Source organism: Rhodococcus sp. RS1C4, assembly GCF_002258225.1.
Taxonomy (GTDB): domain Bacteria; phylum Actinomycetota; class Actinomycetes; order Mycobacteriales; family Mycobacteriaceae; genus Rhodococcoides; species Rhodococcoides fascians_E.
The window spans coordinates 178,844-193,321 of record NZ_NOXZ01000028.1; the positions used below are offsets into that span (position 1 = coordinate 178,844).

Sequence of the window (14,478 nt, forward strand, 5' to 3'; positions counted from 1 at the left end):
CGCAGTCTTCCCGATGATTCTGAAAGTCCTCTGTGAAACAGAGATACAAGCGTGGGAAAGATGGATCGACACGGGAGTAGTGCCAATTCTTTGTGATGTGCAACACAGATTGTCGTACGCTGGGGCGCATGAGCACGTTACGGCCGAGCACCGTCGAACTGCGTCGTCTGGCAGCACGCCAAGACGGATATTTCACCACCGAGCAGGCCGAGGCCCTGGGCTTCGAGGCCCCTGCAGTGGTCGCCAACATCGCCGTCGGCGACTGGACCAAAGTGGAACGAAACCTGTGCCGGCTGACCGACTGGCCGCACAGCGACCTCGAACAGTTCGCCATGTGGTGCGCGTGGTTCGGTGGTGATGCTGTGATCTCTCACCAAAGTGCCGCCGAGCTACACGGATTCGGACACCTGCACCCGCAGTTCGTGCACGTCTCCGCGTACACCAACCTGCGCCTGACCGACACGCGCCTCGCCGTTCACCGACTGCAGCTGTCTCCGAAGGACTTCGAGTCCACTGGCACGTTCCGGATGACCACCCCGGTCCGAACTGTCCTCGACCTCGCCGCCGGAGGAATCTCCCAGATCACCCTCGACGAAGTGGTGGGCGACGCCGTCGCCATCGGCCGCGTCGACCCGGGATCCCTGTACGACGAAGCCGTCGGCGGGCCGGAACGAGTGGCCGAACGCGTCGAGCTCGCCCTCTCGTCCTGCACCTAGGTCTCGGCGGGCGCCACAGCATCCCAGGGAACGGTGAGGATGTTGTCGCGTAGCCTGCGCCGCGGCGCCGTGGTGGGAAGACCCTCGGCGACCAACTGATTCAAGGCCGCCCGCCATCGCACTCGCGGGCCGAACGGTGCCAGCGGCGCCGCCGTCGACCACGCCCTGTCCGCGGCGCGCAGCACCGCATGAATGCGTTCACCCGGCACATTGCGGTGAATCAACGCCTTCGGCAGACGCTCCGCGATGTCCGACGGCGTCGCGACGGTGAACGGATCCCACGCCAAGGTCAACGAGATCGGACCCTGCTGCCCGACGAGCACCCACGCGCACCGACGGCCGAGTTCGTCGCACGTCCCGTCGACCAGGAGCCCGCCGGGTTCGAGCCCGGACAGGATGCGGGCCCAGGCGTCGGGAACAGCGTCCTCGGGGTACTGCCGCAGCACGTTGAACGCGCGAACCAGGTTCGGTCGGAGGCCGGCGAGCTCGAAGCCGCCGCGCGCGAACGTGACGTTCTCCTGCGACTCGACAACTCGTGCGGGATCGATCTCGAGGCCGGTGACCCGCAGGTCCGGCCGAACGGTTCGGAGCCGACGAGCCAGCTCGAGCGTCGTGTCCGGCCGTGCGCCGTACCCGAGATCGACGACCAAGGGATCGAGTGCATCGGTCAGCACCCGGCGCACGAGTGGATCGTGCATCAGCCACCGATCACTGCGGCGGAGGCGGTTGATGCCGGTGGTGCCGCGGGTAACAGTGCCTTCAGGAGTGGAGCCTGCGGAACGACCCGGTTGGCCAGGAGTGGAGCCTCTAGTTGTTCTGGGCAAGCCAGTCGGCGGTGACTTCGCCTTCGCCGCGCCAGAGGTCTCGGAGGTTGACGAGCATGAGCTGTTCCAGTTTTCCGCCGACGAAAGGAAGGAACACCTTGGCCTCGGAGGAGGTCCGCAGCGTCGAGCCCGTGTCGGTGGAGAACAGCGAGGTGACGCCCTTGAGGCTGCCGGGGCCGGCGGGGATGGAGGCGTCGTATTTGCCTTCGGTGGTGTCCGAGTAGGGGTCGAAGTGCACGTTACGGGTGATGACCATGTCCTTCTTCATGACCGTCTGCGCGATGTCCGGCAGTTCGGTCCTGGGAATGATGTGGTGCATCACGACGTCGATGCCTGCGTCGGAGACCTCGAAGCTCTTCAGCTCGTTGTGGGAGTACTTCTTCATCTCCTCGATGCGAGCGTCCCAGTGATCGCGGCTCGACAATGCCGCGTACACCTGCTCGGTGGAGTAGGTGAACCGGGCTGAGTAGTTCATTCGGCGCGCCATAACCGGAGAGGGTACCTATCCGAGGTTGTCCGCGATCCAGTTGCCCGTGAAGTCGTGCTCGTTGTCGATGAGCCCCAGTACCTGCTCGCTGATCATCGCTTCGATCTTGCTCCCGAAGAGAGGGATCTTGACCTCGGTGGTTCCGGACAGCGACATCGTCGACGATGTGTCGTCGCCTTCGAGGAGCGTGGTGCCGGAAATGGTTGCCGGAGCGCCGTCGACGGTGGCTCCGAACTTGCCCTCGGCGCGACCGCCGCCGAGAGGACCCCACGACTCGGTGCGCTCGATGATCAGCGGGCCCTTCTTGAAGGCGGTGACCGCGGCGGGGAGTTCCTCCTCGGGAACCGACTGCGTGATGACGACGCTGATGGTTCCGTTGATCGCGGTGACGCTCACCAACTGTGCGCCCGGACCGCCGATCTGCTCGATGCGGTCCTTCCAGTACTTCTCGGACACGAGCGCGGCGTGCACCTTGTCGACGGGTGCGGGAACGGGCGCGCTGTGCGCGATGGGGCGAGGCATAGGCGGAGGGTACCGGTGGCTCCCGACATCCGCGTCGACCGGTACCCTGGACTCCCGTGCCTACCGCAATTTCCGAGCTCACCACCATGCGACTCGGTGGCCCGGCTCGCGAGTTCGCCGTCGCAACGACGTCCGACGAACTCGTCTCCCTCGTGCGCGACGCCGATGCGTCGGGAACCCCGGTGCTGTTGGTCGGTGGCGGATCCAACCTCGTCGTCGGGGACCAGGGTTTCGACGGTCTGGTGATCAAGGTCGAGACGTCGGGAGTGCGCGTCGACGGTGATTCCATGTGGGTCGCTGCCGGTGAGCGGTGGGACTCCGTCGTCGCCGCGTCGTTGGACGAGGGTCTTGCCGGGATCGAAACCCTGTCCGGCATTCCTGGATTGGCCGGTGCGACGCCGGTGCAGAACGTCGGTGCGTACGGCACGGTCACGTCCGACGTGCTGGAATCGCTGACGGTGTACGACCGCGAGACAGGCGAGACCGCCGTCTGGTCGCCGGACCGATGCGGTTTCGGATTGCACCGTCAGTCGGTGTTCAAGCATTCGATGCGATACGTCATTCTCGACACGACGATGGGGTTGCGACGGTCCGTGTCCTCCGATCCTGTCCGCTACGCCGGTCTCGCGGACCGGCTCGGCGTCGACATCGGTGACACGGTCCCTGCTCTCGATGTGAGAGAAGCAGTCCTCGATCTGCGTGGCCAGAAGGGCATGGTGCTCGACGCGGCGGATCACGACACGTGGAGTGTCGGCTCGTTCTTCCTGAATCCGGTGCTGACGGAGATCCCCGCGTCCGCATCGAGGGCGCCTCAGTATCCGGACCCGTCGGGCATCAAGATCCATGCCGCCTGGTTGATCCAGAACGCCGGCTTCGCACACGGCTACGGCACGGAGTTCGGCAACGGAACAGTGTCGTTGTCCACCAAGCACGTGCTGGCCATCACCAATCGCGGCGGGGCGAGCACGTCGGACGTCATGGCGTTGGCGTCGCACATTCGTGACGGAGTGGAAGCCGAGTTCGGCATCACCTTGGTGCCGGAGTGCGATCTCGTCGGCTGCTCGCTGAGTTGAATCGGTAGCAGCATCGAGTCGGTGGCAGCGCCTACCATTGATTCTTCGTAGCAAGTTAAGGAGTAGTTCGTTGCAGGTCACAAGCGTCGGGCACGCGGGGTTCCACATTCGGACCGATGCAGGCACCATCCTGTGCGACCCGTGGGTCAACCCTGCTTACTTCACGTCCTGGTTCCCGTTCCCGGACAACACGAAGTTGGACTGGGACGAGCTGGGCAAGTGCGACTACCTGTACGTCTCGCACCTGCACAAGGACCACTTCGACCCCAAGAACCTCGCCGAGCACGTGGACAAGGACACCACCGTTCTGCTGCCGGACTACCCCGTGCCGGACCTCAAGCACGAGCTCGAGAAGCTCGGCTTCCACAAGTTCTTCGAGACGACGGACTCGGTCAAGCACCGCATTTCCGGTCCCAAGGGCGATCTCGACATCATGATCATCGCCCTGCGCGCACCCGCCGACGGCCCGATCGGTGACTCCGGCCTGGTCGTCTCCGACGGAGAGACCGTCGCGTTCAACATGAACGACGCCCGGCCCGTCGACCTCGACGTGTTGACGGAGGAATTCGGGCACGTCGACGTGCACATGCTGCAGTACTCGGGCGCGATCTGGTACCCGATGGTCTACGACATGGTCGAGCGCGCCAAGAAGTCGTTCGGTGAGCAGAAGCGTCAGCGTCAGATGGATCGTGCGCGCCAGTACATCGAGCAGATCGGCGCGACGTGGGTGATTCCGTCGGCAGGCCCGCCGTGTTTCCTCGACGACGAGCTCCGCTTCCTCAACGACGTGTACGAGGACCCGTCGAACATCTTCCCCGACCAGATGGTGTTCCTGGACCAGATGCGCCGCAACGGTCACGACAAGGGCCTGCTACAGATCCCCGGCACCACGTCGACGTTCTCGGGCAGCGAGCTCGTTTCGCACGAGCACCCGATTCCCACCGAAGAAGCCGAAGCCATCTTCACCACCGGCAAGGCCCAGTACATCGAGGATTTCGCGCAGCGACAGGCAGGCGTCATCGCCGCGGAGAAGGCGGCGTGGGCACCGGCCGAGGGCGAGCCACTGCTCGAGCCACTGCGAGAGCTGTTCGAGCCCATCATGATTCAAACCGACCAGATATGCGACGGCATCGGGTACCCGGTGGCCCTGATGCTCGGCGCGGAAACCGTCGTGCTCGATTTCCCCAAGCGCATCGTGCGTGAGCCCCTGCTCAAGGAGCGGTTCCGGTACAGCTTCACGATCTCGCCGCAGCTCGTGCGGACGGCCGTGCGGGACAAGGAACCGGACTGGGTCAACTCGATCTTCCTGTCCACCAGGTTCCGGGCCCGACGCGTCGGGGGATACAACGAGTTCCTCTACACGTTCTTCAAGTGCCTCACCGACGAGCGCATCGCCTACGCCGACGGGTGGTTCGCCGAAGCACACGACGACACCGCCACCATCGTCAAGGACGGCTACGAGATCCAGCGTCGCTGCCCGCACCTGAAGGCGGACCTGTCGAAGTTCGGCATCGTCGAGGGCAACAAGCTGACCTGCAACCTGCACGGCTGGGACTGGAACCTCGATACCGGCCGCTGCCTGACGTCCAAGGGACACGAACTCAGGTCGACGAAGCTCTGAAGTGCGCGGATTGTCCGAATCTCCTCGAGGATTCGATGTGAATCTCCGCGCACCCGAGCTTTCGATAGTGGTTCGCCCATGAGCCGCGAGTACGTTGGAATACGTGCATGAGCAGGTAGAACAGACAAAACGGACGCGGTTGTTGTGGCTGGTCACAGCAATCGTGGCGTTGGCGGCGCTTGTCGCGGGCTGCACCATCGGTGGCACCGACGGCTCCTCCGGCGGGTCCGAGCCGACCACCGAAGCGGCTCCCGTCGCCCAAGTGACGCAGAACCCCGCCGACGGAGCCGAGGACGTCAGCCCCGTCGCGCCGATCTCCGTGGCCGTGAAGAACGGGACCCTGGCCGACGTCACCCTCACCAACCCCGACGGCAAGGTCGTCCAAGGCGCGCTGGCGCCGGACAAGGCGTCGTACTCCGTCACGGAGCCGCTGGGCTACGGCGTCTCGTACACCTGGGCGGGCAACGCCGTCGGAAGCGACGGCAAGTCCGTACCCGTCGAGGGCAGCTTCACGACGGTCACGCCGGACAGCCGCACGTCGGTGAGCACCAACATCGGCGACGGGCAGGAGGTGGGGATCGCGGCCCCGATCATCCTGCAGTTCGACTCCTCGATCGAGGACAAGGCCGCCGTCGAGAAGGCGTTGACGGTGACGACCAACCCGCCGACGCCCGGCGCGTGGGCGTGGTTCCCCGACGACAACGGCTCACGCGTCCACTGGCGCCCCACCAACTACTGGGCTCCGGGCACGACGGTGTCGGTGAAAGCGAACCTGTACGGGGTCGACTACGGCGGCGGTGCGTACGGCGCCGACGACGTGACACTCGACTTCACCATCGGTCGTAGCCAGATCGTCAAGGCGGAGGCGACGAGCCACCGCATGCAGGTCGTGCGCGACGGTCAGACCATCATGGACATCCCCGTCAGTTACGGCGAGGGCAACGAAGCGCGCAACGTCACGCGCAGCGGAGTGCACGTGGTGACCGAGAAGCACGAGGACTTCCTGATGTCGAACCCGCCGTTCTACGAGAACGTGCGCGAACGATGGGCCGTGCGGATCTCCAACAACGGCGAGTTCATCCACGCCAACCCGGAGACGACGGGTGTCCAGGGGGCGTCCAACGTGACGAACGGCTGTATCAACCTGTCGACGTCGGACGCGGAGCAGTATTTCGGGACCGCGATGTACGGCGATCCGGTCGAGGTGACGGGTACGTCCATCGATCTGTCGGCCGCCGACGGTGACCTCTACGACTGGGCGATCGACTGGCCGACGTGGGAGTCGATGTCTGCGCTCTGATGCAACTTATGTGAGTGGAAATGTAGGCCCTGGGACAGGAGCGGAGCCTGCGGAGCGACCAGAAGACGCTACATTTCCACTCACACAAAGGGTTCTATTTTCTACTGAAGCGGCCGGGGCCGGCCTGGTCACGCGGCTTGATGATGATCTGATCGAGGTTCACGTGCGACGGACGTGATGCCACGAACCCGATGATCTCGGCGATGTCCCTGGCGACGAGCGGCGTGATGCCCTGATAGACGGCGTCGGCCTTGTCCTCGTCTCCGTCGAAACGGACGAGCGAGAATTCGGTTTCCACGGCTCCCGGCGCGATCTCCGTGAGCCGAACCGGCTGCCCGAGCAGCTCGCCGCGCAGCGTGCGATGCAGGACGGCCTGTGCGTGCTTGGCGGAGGTGTATCCCGAGCCGTTGTCGTACGCCTCGAAGGCGGCCACCGACGTGATGGTGACCACAAGTCCGTCGCCCGACTCGATGAGTTTCGGAAGCAATGCCTTGGTGACACGCAGGGTGCCGAGGACGTTCGTCTCCCACATCCAGCGCCAGTCGTCGAGATCGGCATCGATGACCGGTGCCAGTCCCTTCGCGCCTCCCGCGTTGTTGATCAACACGTGAACACGGGGGATCACCGCGGTGAACGCGGCCGCCGAATCTTCGTCGGTGACGTCGAGTTGCAGTGCAGTCCCGCCGATTTCGGATGCCAGCTTCTCGAGTCGATCGACGCGACGCGCACCGACGACGACGTGGTAGCCCTGCTCGGCGAGTTGGCGTGCGGTTGCCTCACCGATGCCGGAACTTGCGCCGGTGACTACGGCGATGCGGGCGTCGGACGGGATTTGTTCTGACAATGTCATGGCAGAAATTCTAGACTCCGGTCGGGCGCGGCCGGTACGCAGCGGAAATCTTGCCCGTATTGGTGATCGGGCGGGGAAGTGCTACTTTTGCGTTCATGTCCGCCAGCCACACTCCTGCACTGCGCGTCACGTACGTGACCGCTGCTCTGGGTTCCCGGCTGCCGCTCCCTCGTGAACTGTGTTGTCGCAGCTTCTAGGCCTGTAGCTTTCTCGGGATCGCTTCTCGATTCTCGGCCGTATCGGCCGTTCTGCAGGCGTCGCTCGCTCGACTTTCTCCTTCTCCAGCACCTGTGTCACCCACGTTTCAAGTGGGTCTACTGCCGAGGACGAACCACAGTGTCACTTGCAACTTTGCCGGTATCTTCCACTTCCGTGAACCTTCGAGGGTCACGGCCCACCTCTCTGTCCCGTGTAGCGGGACGGGCCCGAGTTCAGGTCGTTGCACCCGACCTGCGCATCGCCGACAGTCCCGCCGCATCGGTGCTTCGCGTAGCCTCCGCCGACGGTCCGCTTTCCCGTGATATTGCCGCTCGCGCAACAGGATTGAGTATCGCTACGGTCAACCGTCAGGTCTCCGCCCTGCTCGGCGTCGGGTTGCTTCGCGAACGCGCCGATCTGACGGCCTCCGGTGCGATCGGCCGCCCACGCGTGCCGTTCGAGGTCAACCACGAGCCCTTCGCCACCATCGGAATCCACATCGGTGCCATCGTCACCGGCATCGTCGTCAGCGACCTGCGTGGTCGCATCCTCGGTGCCGTCGAGATCCCGACGCCGGGCGGCCCCGCCTCCGAAGCGTTGTCCGTGATCACCCGCAGCGCAGGCGCTTTCGCGGCGCGCTGGCACCGTCGAACTCCGCTCTGGGTGGGTGTCGCCCTCGGCGGTCGAGTCGACGGTGCGTCGGGCACGGTGGATCATCCCCGCCTCGGCTGGGAGAACGCCCAGGTCGGCGCCATCGTCGGTGGCGGTCTGGGGTTGCCCGTCTCCGTGTCCGGTCACGTCGAGGCGATGGCGGGCTCCGAACTGCTCCTGACGCCGGCGCGGGCGGACACGACGACGACCGGTACCAGCCTGTACTTCTATGCACGCGAGACCGCGGGAATCGCGTTGACGATCGACGGCCGGGTGCACACGCCCTCCACCGGACCCGGGTCGATCGCTCACCTGCCCACCGGATCGAACGTGCTGTGCCAGTGCGGAAACCGCGGATGCCTCGAAGCGACCGTGAGCGATCGCGCGGTGCTGGCCATCGCCGTCGAGCGCGGGGTTCTCCCGGCAGGATCGGGCGTCGCCGCGCTGTACCAGGCCGCACACGACGGCTCGGCGGCGGCGCAGCAGATCCTCGTCGAACGTGCGAAGGTGCTCGGTCGGACGGTCGGACTCCTGCGGGATCTGTTCAACCCCGATCGGGTGGTCCTCGGCGGACAGGCGTTCACCGAATACGCCGCGGGTATCCCGTACGTCGCCGAGGCCTTCGGCCAGACGTCGACGCTGCCGCGCAAGGACATTCGAATCTCCGGTTTCGGAAACAAGGTGCAGGAATTCGCTGCGGCCGTGGTGTCCCTCAGCTCGGTCTACTCCGATCCGCTCGCGTCGATGCGCCGGGCCGCCGCGTAACTCGCGCTCCGAGCAGTCGGGAAGTCGGGCAGTCGGGCACCCGGGCATGATGGGGGCATGACTGGATCGGTACGCCACGCCACGAGCCGAATCGACACCACGACGGCCGGCACGAACATCGTCTATCGAGTGAGCGGCGACGAGTCGCACCGCCCGCTCGTCCTGCTGCACGGGTGGGCGCAGTCGTCCGCGTGCTGGGGTGACCGGGTGTTGACGACGCTGGCGGAGTCGTACCGGGTGATCGCGGTCGACCTGCGGGGCCACGGTTACTCGGACGCGCCGAACACGGGGTACGGCGAATCGGCCAACTGGGCGGCAGACGTGCACGCGGTACTGACTGCCGAGGGAATCGAGCAGGACGCGGTTCTGCTCGGCTGGTCCTACGGCGGCCTGGTCATCTGCGACTACCTGGCCGCACACGGGACAGGGGCGGTCGCGGGCATCGTGCTCGTCGGCGCGATCACCAGCATCGGCAGGGGGGAAGCCGGTGGTCGAGTCGGCAGCGCGATGCGCGCGGCGATCCCGGACGCGATGTCGGAGGAGCCGCGGGTGGCCATCAAGGCGCTCGGCAGCTTCGGTCGTGCACTCACCGGGCCGATCGAGGGCAAAGGCGCGCAGGCTCAGGCCCTGTTCGGGGCGACGCTGTCCACGCTGCCCCGCGTCCGAGCAGCGCTGTTCGATCGGGCTGTCTCGCACGACGACCTGCTTGCGGGCCTCGACGTACCCGCGCTGGTCCTCCACGGCACCGCGGACACCGTCGTCGACGTCTCCGCTGGTGAGCATGCTGCGTCGCTGATTCCGGCGGCAACCGCCTCGTTCTGGGAGGGCGTCGACCACGGCCCGTTCGTCGCCGATCCCGACCGGTTTCTGGCCGAGGTGACGGCCTTCGTCCAGGGTCTGTGAACCCACCCGGCGCGGGAGAGTGCAAACTGGTGTGGTGAGTGGTCGCCAGTTGAATCGGGTTGCAGTGTTGTCGTTGCATACCTCGCCGTTGGCGCAGCCGGGCATGGGGGATGCGGGCGGAATGAACGTCTACGTGCTCCAGAGCGCCAAGGAGCTGGCGAAACGGGGCGTCGAGGTGGAGATCTTCACCCGGGCGACGTCGTCGGCGGACAAGCCTCTCGAGGAAGCGGCGCCGGGCGTTCTGGTGCGCAACATCGTGGCAGGGCCGTTCGAGGGGCTCGACAAACAGGACCTCCCGACGCAGCTGTGCGCGTTCGCGGCAGGAGTCCTTCGTGAAGAGGCCCGGCACGACGCCGGCTACTACGATCTGGTCCATTCGCACTACTGGTTGTCCGGCCAGGTCGGATGGTTGGCCCGTGATCGCTGGGGCGTGCCGCTGGTCCACACGGCCCACACACTCGCCGCCGTCAAGAACGCGTCGTTGGCAGCGGGGGATTCCCCGGAACCGGCCGCGCGGCAGATCGGCGAGCAACAGGTGGTCGCCGAGGCGGACAGGCTCATCGCCAACACCGGCGAGGAAGCGAAGCAGCTGATCGAGATCTACCACGCATCGCCTCGATCGATCGACGTCGTCGCCCCCGGCGCCGACCTCGGCCGGTACCGGCCCGGTGACAAAGCCGCTGCGCGAGCCGAATTCGGTATCGATCCGTCGGAAACCGTGGTCGCCTTCGTCGGCCGGATCCAACCGCTCAAGGCCCCGGACGTGTTGTTGCGCGCCGCAGCGGAACTGGTGGCCGCTCGGCCGAGCCTTCCGCTGCGGGTGCTCGTGGTCGGAGGGCCGTCCGGCAGCGGCCTCGACCGCCCCGACAGCTTGATCGAACTCGCTGCAGAACTGGGTATTTCGACGCGAGTGACGTTCCTGCCGCCGCAGCCCTCCGAGAAACTCGTCCAGGTCTACCGTGCCGCCGACGTCGTGGCGGTGCCGAGCTACAACGAATCGTTCGGACTCGTCGCGATCGAAGCTCAGGCCAGCGGAACCCCGGTGATCGCAGCGGACGTCGGCGGGCTCGGGGTCGCCGTGCGGTCCGGGGAGACGGGCGTGCTCGTGCAGGGGCACCGGACCACGGAGTGGGCGCGAGCCCTCGGCGCAATGCTCGCGGATCGAGATGGCCTGGCGCACATGGCGTCCGCGGCCCCGATCCACGCTGCGAACTTCTCGTGGGAACACACCGCGGAAGGCCTGCTGGACAGTTATCGTGCAGCACAGTTCCACTTCGACCGTCACGAGGCCCCGAGCGAGTTCTCGCCGCGGCGCGTGCGCGGACTGTCGAAGCTACGAAGGGCGGGGGCAACGGCATGAGCGAGCTGATCGAGCTGATCGATTCGGTACTGAGCGAACGTGAGCTCGAGTACCAACGCAAGGGGGACAACGCGTTCGTCGTCGAACTGCCGGGCGAGCGGAAGCTGAAGACGACCACGATCCTCACCGTCGGGCACCACGGCGTACGGATAGAGGCGTTCGTCTGCCGTAAACCGGACGAGAACTTCGAGGGCGTCTACAAATACCTGTTGCGCCGAAATCGACGGCTCTACGGAGTGCACTACACCCTGGACAAGGTAGGAGACATCTACCTCGTCGGACGGTTGTCCACCCATGCGGTGACGGGGGAGGAAATCGACCGAATACTCGGCCAGGTGCTCGAAGCCGCCGACGGAGATTTCAACGTTCTGCTCGAACTCGGCTTCGCCGAATCGATCAAACGCGAGTGGGCCTGGCGTGTGTCCCGGGGCGAGTCGTTGGCGAACTTGAAGGCCTTCGAACACCTGGTTACACCGTCGAAACTCGACAACTGATCGGACGTAACCGAGGGTTCGTACGCTTCGGTGCATGACCAGGCCAGAGGACGCCACGCCGCCGGTGCTTCAGATGTTCGGGTACGGCATGCAACACATCCTCTCGATGTTCGGCGGCGTCATCGCAGTGCCGATCATCGTCGGCGGCGCGGCGGGGCTATCCGGTACCGACCAGGCGCTGCTCATCTCCTGCGCTTTGTTCGTCAGCGGTGTCGCGACGGTGCTGCAGACGGTCGGCGTGCCGTTCTTCGGTTCGCAACTGCCACTGGTGCAGGGTATTTCGTTCGCCGCCGTCTCCACCATGCTGACCATCATCGTCGGGGCGGAGAACGGCGAGACCGGCCTGCGAACCGTGCTGGGCTCGGTGATCGTCGCCGCGCTGATCGGCCTCGCCGTCGCACCGTTCTTCTCGAAAGTGGTGAAGTTCTTTCCGCCCATCGTCACCGGATCGATCATCACGGTCATCGGACTGTCGCTGATGCCCGTCGCGGCCCGGTGGATCACCGGGCAGGAAATGGTCGGCGGCGCACCGAATCCGGAGTACCTCGACGTCGGCAACATCGGATTGGCGATGTTCACTCTGCTCGTGGTGCTGATCCTGACGAAGACCCCCAGGGTGTCGCGGCTGTCGATTCTGCTGGGACTTCTCGTGGGCACGATCGCCGCATTCGTCTTCGGAAAAACAGATTTCGACGGTGTCGGCGATGCGGACATCGTGGCACTGCCGACACCGTTCGCATTCGGCAGTCCCATCTTCGCCGTGGGCGCCATCATCTCGATGACCATCGTGATTCTGGTGATCATGGTCGAGACCACGGCCGACATCCTCGCCGTCGGTGAGGTCGTGGGCACCGACGTCGACACCCGGCGCGTCGGCGACGGTCTCCGCGCGGACATGCTGTCCTCGGCGATCGCTCCGGTCTTCAACTCGTTCCCCGCCACCGCGTTCGCGCAGAACGTGGGGCTCGTCGCGATGTCCGGAGTGAAGAGTCGATTCGTCGTTGCCGTGGGCGGTGGAGTGCTTGCGCTGCTGGGTCTTTCGCCGATTCTCGCCGCGGTAGTCGGTGTGATTCCGCTTCCCGTACTCGGCGGGGCGGGCATCGCACTGTTCGGGACCGTCGCGGCCAGTGGCATCCGCACACTCGGCAAGGTGAACTACGACAACAACAACAATCTCGTCATCGTCGCGGTGACACTTGCCTTCGGGCTGATTCCCGTTGTGGCGAGCGACTTCTGGGACGAGTTCCCGGACTGGTTCGTCACTGTGTTCCACTCCGGCATCAGCGCCGCGAGTATCGTCGCGGTGATACTCAATCTCTTCTTCAACGTCTTCCGACCCGGCACGCCCGAGGACCCCTCGATCGTCGCTGCGGGCCCCGCCGTCATGGTGCGCGACGACGAAGCAGACGTCCCGAGAGACCGTGACGGGAGCAGCGTCGACGGCCGGAAACCGAACCCCCGGGACCCGGAGGCGTAAGGCGCGAAATCATGCGGGTAACCCGAGCGAGTAGTAGCGTCCGCAATCAGACAAACTAGCCACACACCGATCGCGTGTTCACGAGACCCGCGAACACGCAGCAGCGCCACCGTGCTGCACCGAACACTGGAGGAAGTTTTGACCGTCGTTCCCCGCTCACACACCCGCAGACTGGTATTCGGGGGAGTCGCGTCGCTCGGTGCGGTCGCACTCGTCGCTGGATGTGGCTCCGCCCCCGAGGACAGTGGATCGGATTCCGGTGGCACAGCCGCAGGCGACTTCAAGCCCTGCATGGTGTCCGACGCAGGTGGCTTCGACGACAAGTCGTTCAACCAGCTCAGCTTCGAGGGGTTGACCAACGCCTCCGAAGAGCTCGGTGTCGAGCCCATCACCGTCGAATCGGCGTCGCCGACGGACTACAACCCCAACCTGAACAACCTGATCGACCAGGGATGTTCGCTGATCCTGACCGTCGGATTCGACCTCGCCGACGCCACCAAGGCCGCCGCCGAAGCGAACACCGACATCGACTTCGCCATCATCGACGATTCCAGCATCGACCTGCCGAACGTCAAACCGCTGACCTACGACGCGGCCCAGGGCGGATTCCTCGCCGGCTACGCCGCTGCGAGCTTCTCCAAGACCGGTGTCGTCGGTACTTTCGGTGGCTCACAACTGCCCACCGTCACCATCTTCATGGACGGATTCGCCGACGGCGTCAACTACTTCAACGAGCAGAAGAACGGCAACGTTCGCGTCATCGGCTGGGACGTCCCGGCCCAGAACGGCTCGTTCACCGGCGGTTTCGAAGCCAACGCCGTCGCCAAGAACACCGCTCAAGGCCTCATCGACCAGAACGCGGACGTCATCTTCCCCGTCGGTGGACCGATCTACCAGAGCGCGGCACAGGCAATCCGTGATTCCTCGCGTCCCATCGCTCTGATCGGTGCCGACGCGGACGTCTACGTGTCCGACCCGTCCGTCGGCGACCTGCTCCTCACGTCGGTCACCAAGGGCCTGCAGACCAGCGTCGACGAAATCGTCGCCTCCTCGGGTGACGGATCGTTCGACAACGCACCCTACGTCGGCACCCTCGAGAACGACGGTGTCGGCATCGCACCGTTCCACGACTTCGAGTCCCAGGTGGACCCGGCACTGCAGGGCGAACTCGACACGATCAAGGCAGGCATCATCGACGGTTCGATCACCGTCGAGTCCCCGTCCTCGCCCAAGTGAC

Annotated in this window: 14 protein-coding genes; 10 read left to right on the plus strand and 4 right to left on the minus strand. The window is 65.3% G+C overall.

Features of this window, described 5'->3' with window-relative positions; all coding sequences use genetic code 11:
• Nucleotides 1–128: 128 nt before the first annotated feature.
• Nucleotides 129–716, plus strand: coding sequence for a type IV toxin-antitoxin system AbiEi family antitoxin domain-containing protein (locus tag CH289_RS14335; protein WP_094627687.1), 588 nt, complete (start codon nucleotides 129–131; stop codon nucleotides 714–716).
• On the opposite strand, the gene CH289_RS14340 is transcribed toward CH289_RS14335, so the two are convergent.
• The 3 genes from CH289_RS14340 to CH289_RS14350 all read right to left on the minus strand — a co-directional run bounded on the left by CH289_RS14340 (nucleotide 713) and on the right by CH289_RS14350 (nucleotide 2,549).
• Complete coding sequence (locus CH289_RS14340) at nucleotides 713–1,414, minus strand: class I SAM-dependent methyltransferase (protein ID WP_020112542.1); 702 nt, start codon at nucleotides 1,412–1,414, stop codon at nucleotides 713–715. The two genes, CH289_RS14335 and CH289_RS14340, sit on opposite strands and share 4 nt — an antisense overlap.
• Nucleotides 1,415–1,523: 109 nt before the next feature.
• On the minus strand, nucleotides 1,524–2,027 hold the full coding sequence (locus tag CH289_RS14345; protein ID WP_020112541.1) for a DUF2505 domain-containing protein: 504 nt from the start codon (nucleotides 2,025–2,027) through the stop codon (nucleotides 1,524–1,526).
• A 15-nt stretch (nucleotides 2,028–2,042) separates the two neighbouring features.
• Nucleotides 2,043–2,549 (minus strand): DUF2505 domain-containing protein, encoded by a 507-nt coding sequence (locus CH289_RS14350; RefSeq protein WP_019666542.1) that lies wholly within the window; start codon nucleotides 2,547–2,549, stop codon nucleotides 2,043–2,045.
• 56 nt (nucleotides 2,550–2,605) lie between these two features.
• Here CH289_RS14350 and CH289_RS14355 point away from each other — a divergent pair, with 56 nt between their 5' ends.
• The 3 genes from CH289_RS14355 to CH289_RS14365 all read left to right on the plus strand — a co-directional run bounded on the left by CH289_RS14355 (nucleotide 2,606) and on the right by CH289_RS14365 (nucleotide 6,543).
• Nucleotides 2,606–3,622 carry a UDP-N-acetylmuramate dehydrogenase gene (locus CH289_RS14355; protein ID WP_019666541.1) on the plus strand — a complete coding sequence of 339 codons (1,017 nt, stop codon included), beginning with the start codon at nucleotides 2,606–2,608 and terminating at the stop codon, nucleotides 3,620–3,622.
• Nucleotides 3,623–3,692: 70 nt separating this feature from the next.
• A complete protein-coding gene (locus CH289_RS14360; RefSeq protein ID WP_094725650.1) occupies nucleotides 3,693–5,243 on the plus strand; it encodes an MBL fold metallo-hydrolase in 1,551 nt (516 codons plus the stop codon).
• 103 nt (nucleotides 5,244–5,346) lie between these two features.
• Entirely contained in the window at nucleotides 5,347–6,543 is a 1,197-nt protein-coding gene (locus CH289_RS14365) for a L,D-transpeptidase (RefSeq protein ID WP_026348046.1), read from the plus strand.
• A 94-nt stretch (nucleotides 6,544–6,637) separates the two neighbouring features.
• On the opposite strand, the gene CH289_RS14370 is transcribed toward CH289_RS14365, so the two are convergent.
• On the minus strand, nucleotides 6,638–7,393 hold the full coding sequence (locus CH289_RS14370; protein ID WP_094728071.1) for an SDR family NAD(P)-dependent oxidoreductase: 756 nt from the start codon (nucleotides 7,391–7,393) through the stop codon (nucleotides 6,638–6,640).
• Nucleotides 7,394–7,765: 372 nt separating this feature from the next.
• On the opposite strand from CH289_RS14370, the gene CH289_RS14375 reads away from it, so the two are divergent.
• The 6 genes from CH289_RS14375 (at nucleotide 7,766) to CH289_RS14400 (ending at nucleotide 14,477) form a co-directional block, all read left to right on the plus strand.
• Nucleotides 7,766–9,007, plus strand: coding sequence for an ROK family transcriptional regulator (locus CH289_RS14375; RefSeq protein WP_230594291.1), 1,242 nt, complete (start codon nucleotides 7,766–7,768; stop codon nucleotides 9,005–9,007).
• Between the two features lie 57 nt (nucleotides 9,008–9,064).
• Nucleotides 9,065–9,910, plus strand: a complete 846-nt coding sequence (locus tag CH289_RS14380; RefSeq protein WP_037163812.1) for an alpha/beta fold hydrolase — start codon at nucleotides 9,065–9,067, stop codon at nucleotides 9,908–9,910.
• 31 nt (nucleotides 9,911–9,941) lie between these two features.
• Nucleotides 9,942–11,270 carry a D-inositol-3-phosphate glycosyltransferase gene (gene mshA / locus CH289_RS14385; RefSeq protein ID WP_026348044.1) on the plus strand — a complete coding sequence of 443 codons (1,329 nt, stop codon included), beginning with the start codon at nucleotides 9,942–9,944 and terminating at the stop codon, nucleotides 11,268–11,270.
• On the plus strand, nucleotides 11,267–11,764 hold the full coding sequence (locus CH289_RS14390; protein WP_019666534.1) for a type III secretion system chaperone family protein: 498 nt from the start codon (nucleotides 11,267–11,269) through the stop codon (nucleotides 11,762–11,764). The genes mshA and CH289_RS14390 overlap by 4 nt, the downstream gene beginning before the upstream one ends.
• A 34-nt stretch (nucleotides 11,765–11,798) precedes the next feature.
• Nucleotides 11,799–13,241: a nucleobase:cation symporter-2 family protein gene (locus CH289_RS14395; RefSeq protein ID WP_033188658.1), complete on the plus strand. Its 1,443-nt coding sequence runs from the start codon at nucleotides 11,799–11,801 to the stop codon at nucleotides 13,239–13,241.
• 111 nt (nucleotides 13,242–13,352) lie between these two features.
• Nucleotides 13,353–14,477: a BMP family lipoprotein gene (locus tag CH289_RS14400; protein ID WP_019666532.1), complete on the plus strand. Its 1,125-nt coding sequence runs from the start codon at nucleotides 13,353–13,355 to the stop codon at nucleotides 14,475–14,477.
• Nucleotide 14,478 lies beyond the last annotated feature (1 nt).

What these genes read in the sequence shown, in the direction of transcription:
- CH289_RS14395 (WP_033188658.1), top strand. Translation starts at nt 11,799, where the DNA reads ATGACCAGGCCAGAGGACGCCACGCCGCCGGTGCTTCAGATGTTCGGG.
- CH289_RS14390 (WP_019666534.1), top strand. Translation starts at nt 11,267, where the DNA reads ATGAGCGAGCTGATCGAGCTGATCGATTCGGTACTGAGCGAACGTGAG.
- CH289_RS14350 (WP_019666542.1), bottom strand. Translation starts at nt 2,549, where the DNA reads ATGCCTCGCCCCATCGCGCACAGCGCGCCCGTTCCCGCACCCGTCGAC.
- CH289_RS14340 (WP_020112542.1), bottom strand. Translation starts at nt 1,414, where the DNA reads ATGCACGATCCACTCGTGCGCCGGGTGCTGACCGATGCACTCGATCCC.
- CH289_RS14370 (WP_094728071.1), bottom strand. Translation starts at nt 7,393, where the DNA reads ATGACATTGTCAGAACAAATCCCGTCCGACGCCCGCATCGCCGTAGTC.
- CH289_RS14345 (WP_020112541.1), bottom strand. Translation starts at nt 2,027, where the DNA reads ATGGCGCGCCGAATGAACTACTCAGCCCGGTTCACCTACTCCACCGAG.
- CH289_RS14380 (WP_037163812.1), top strand. Translation starts at nt 9,065, where the DNA reads ATGACTGGATCGGTACGCCACGCCACGAGCCGAATCGACACCACGACG.
- CH289_RS14335 (WP_094627687.1), top strand. Translation starts at nt 129, where the DNA reads ATGAGCACGTTACGGCCGAGCACCGTCGAACTGCGTCGTCTGGCAGCA.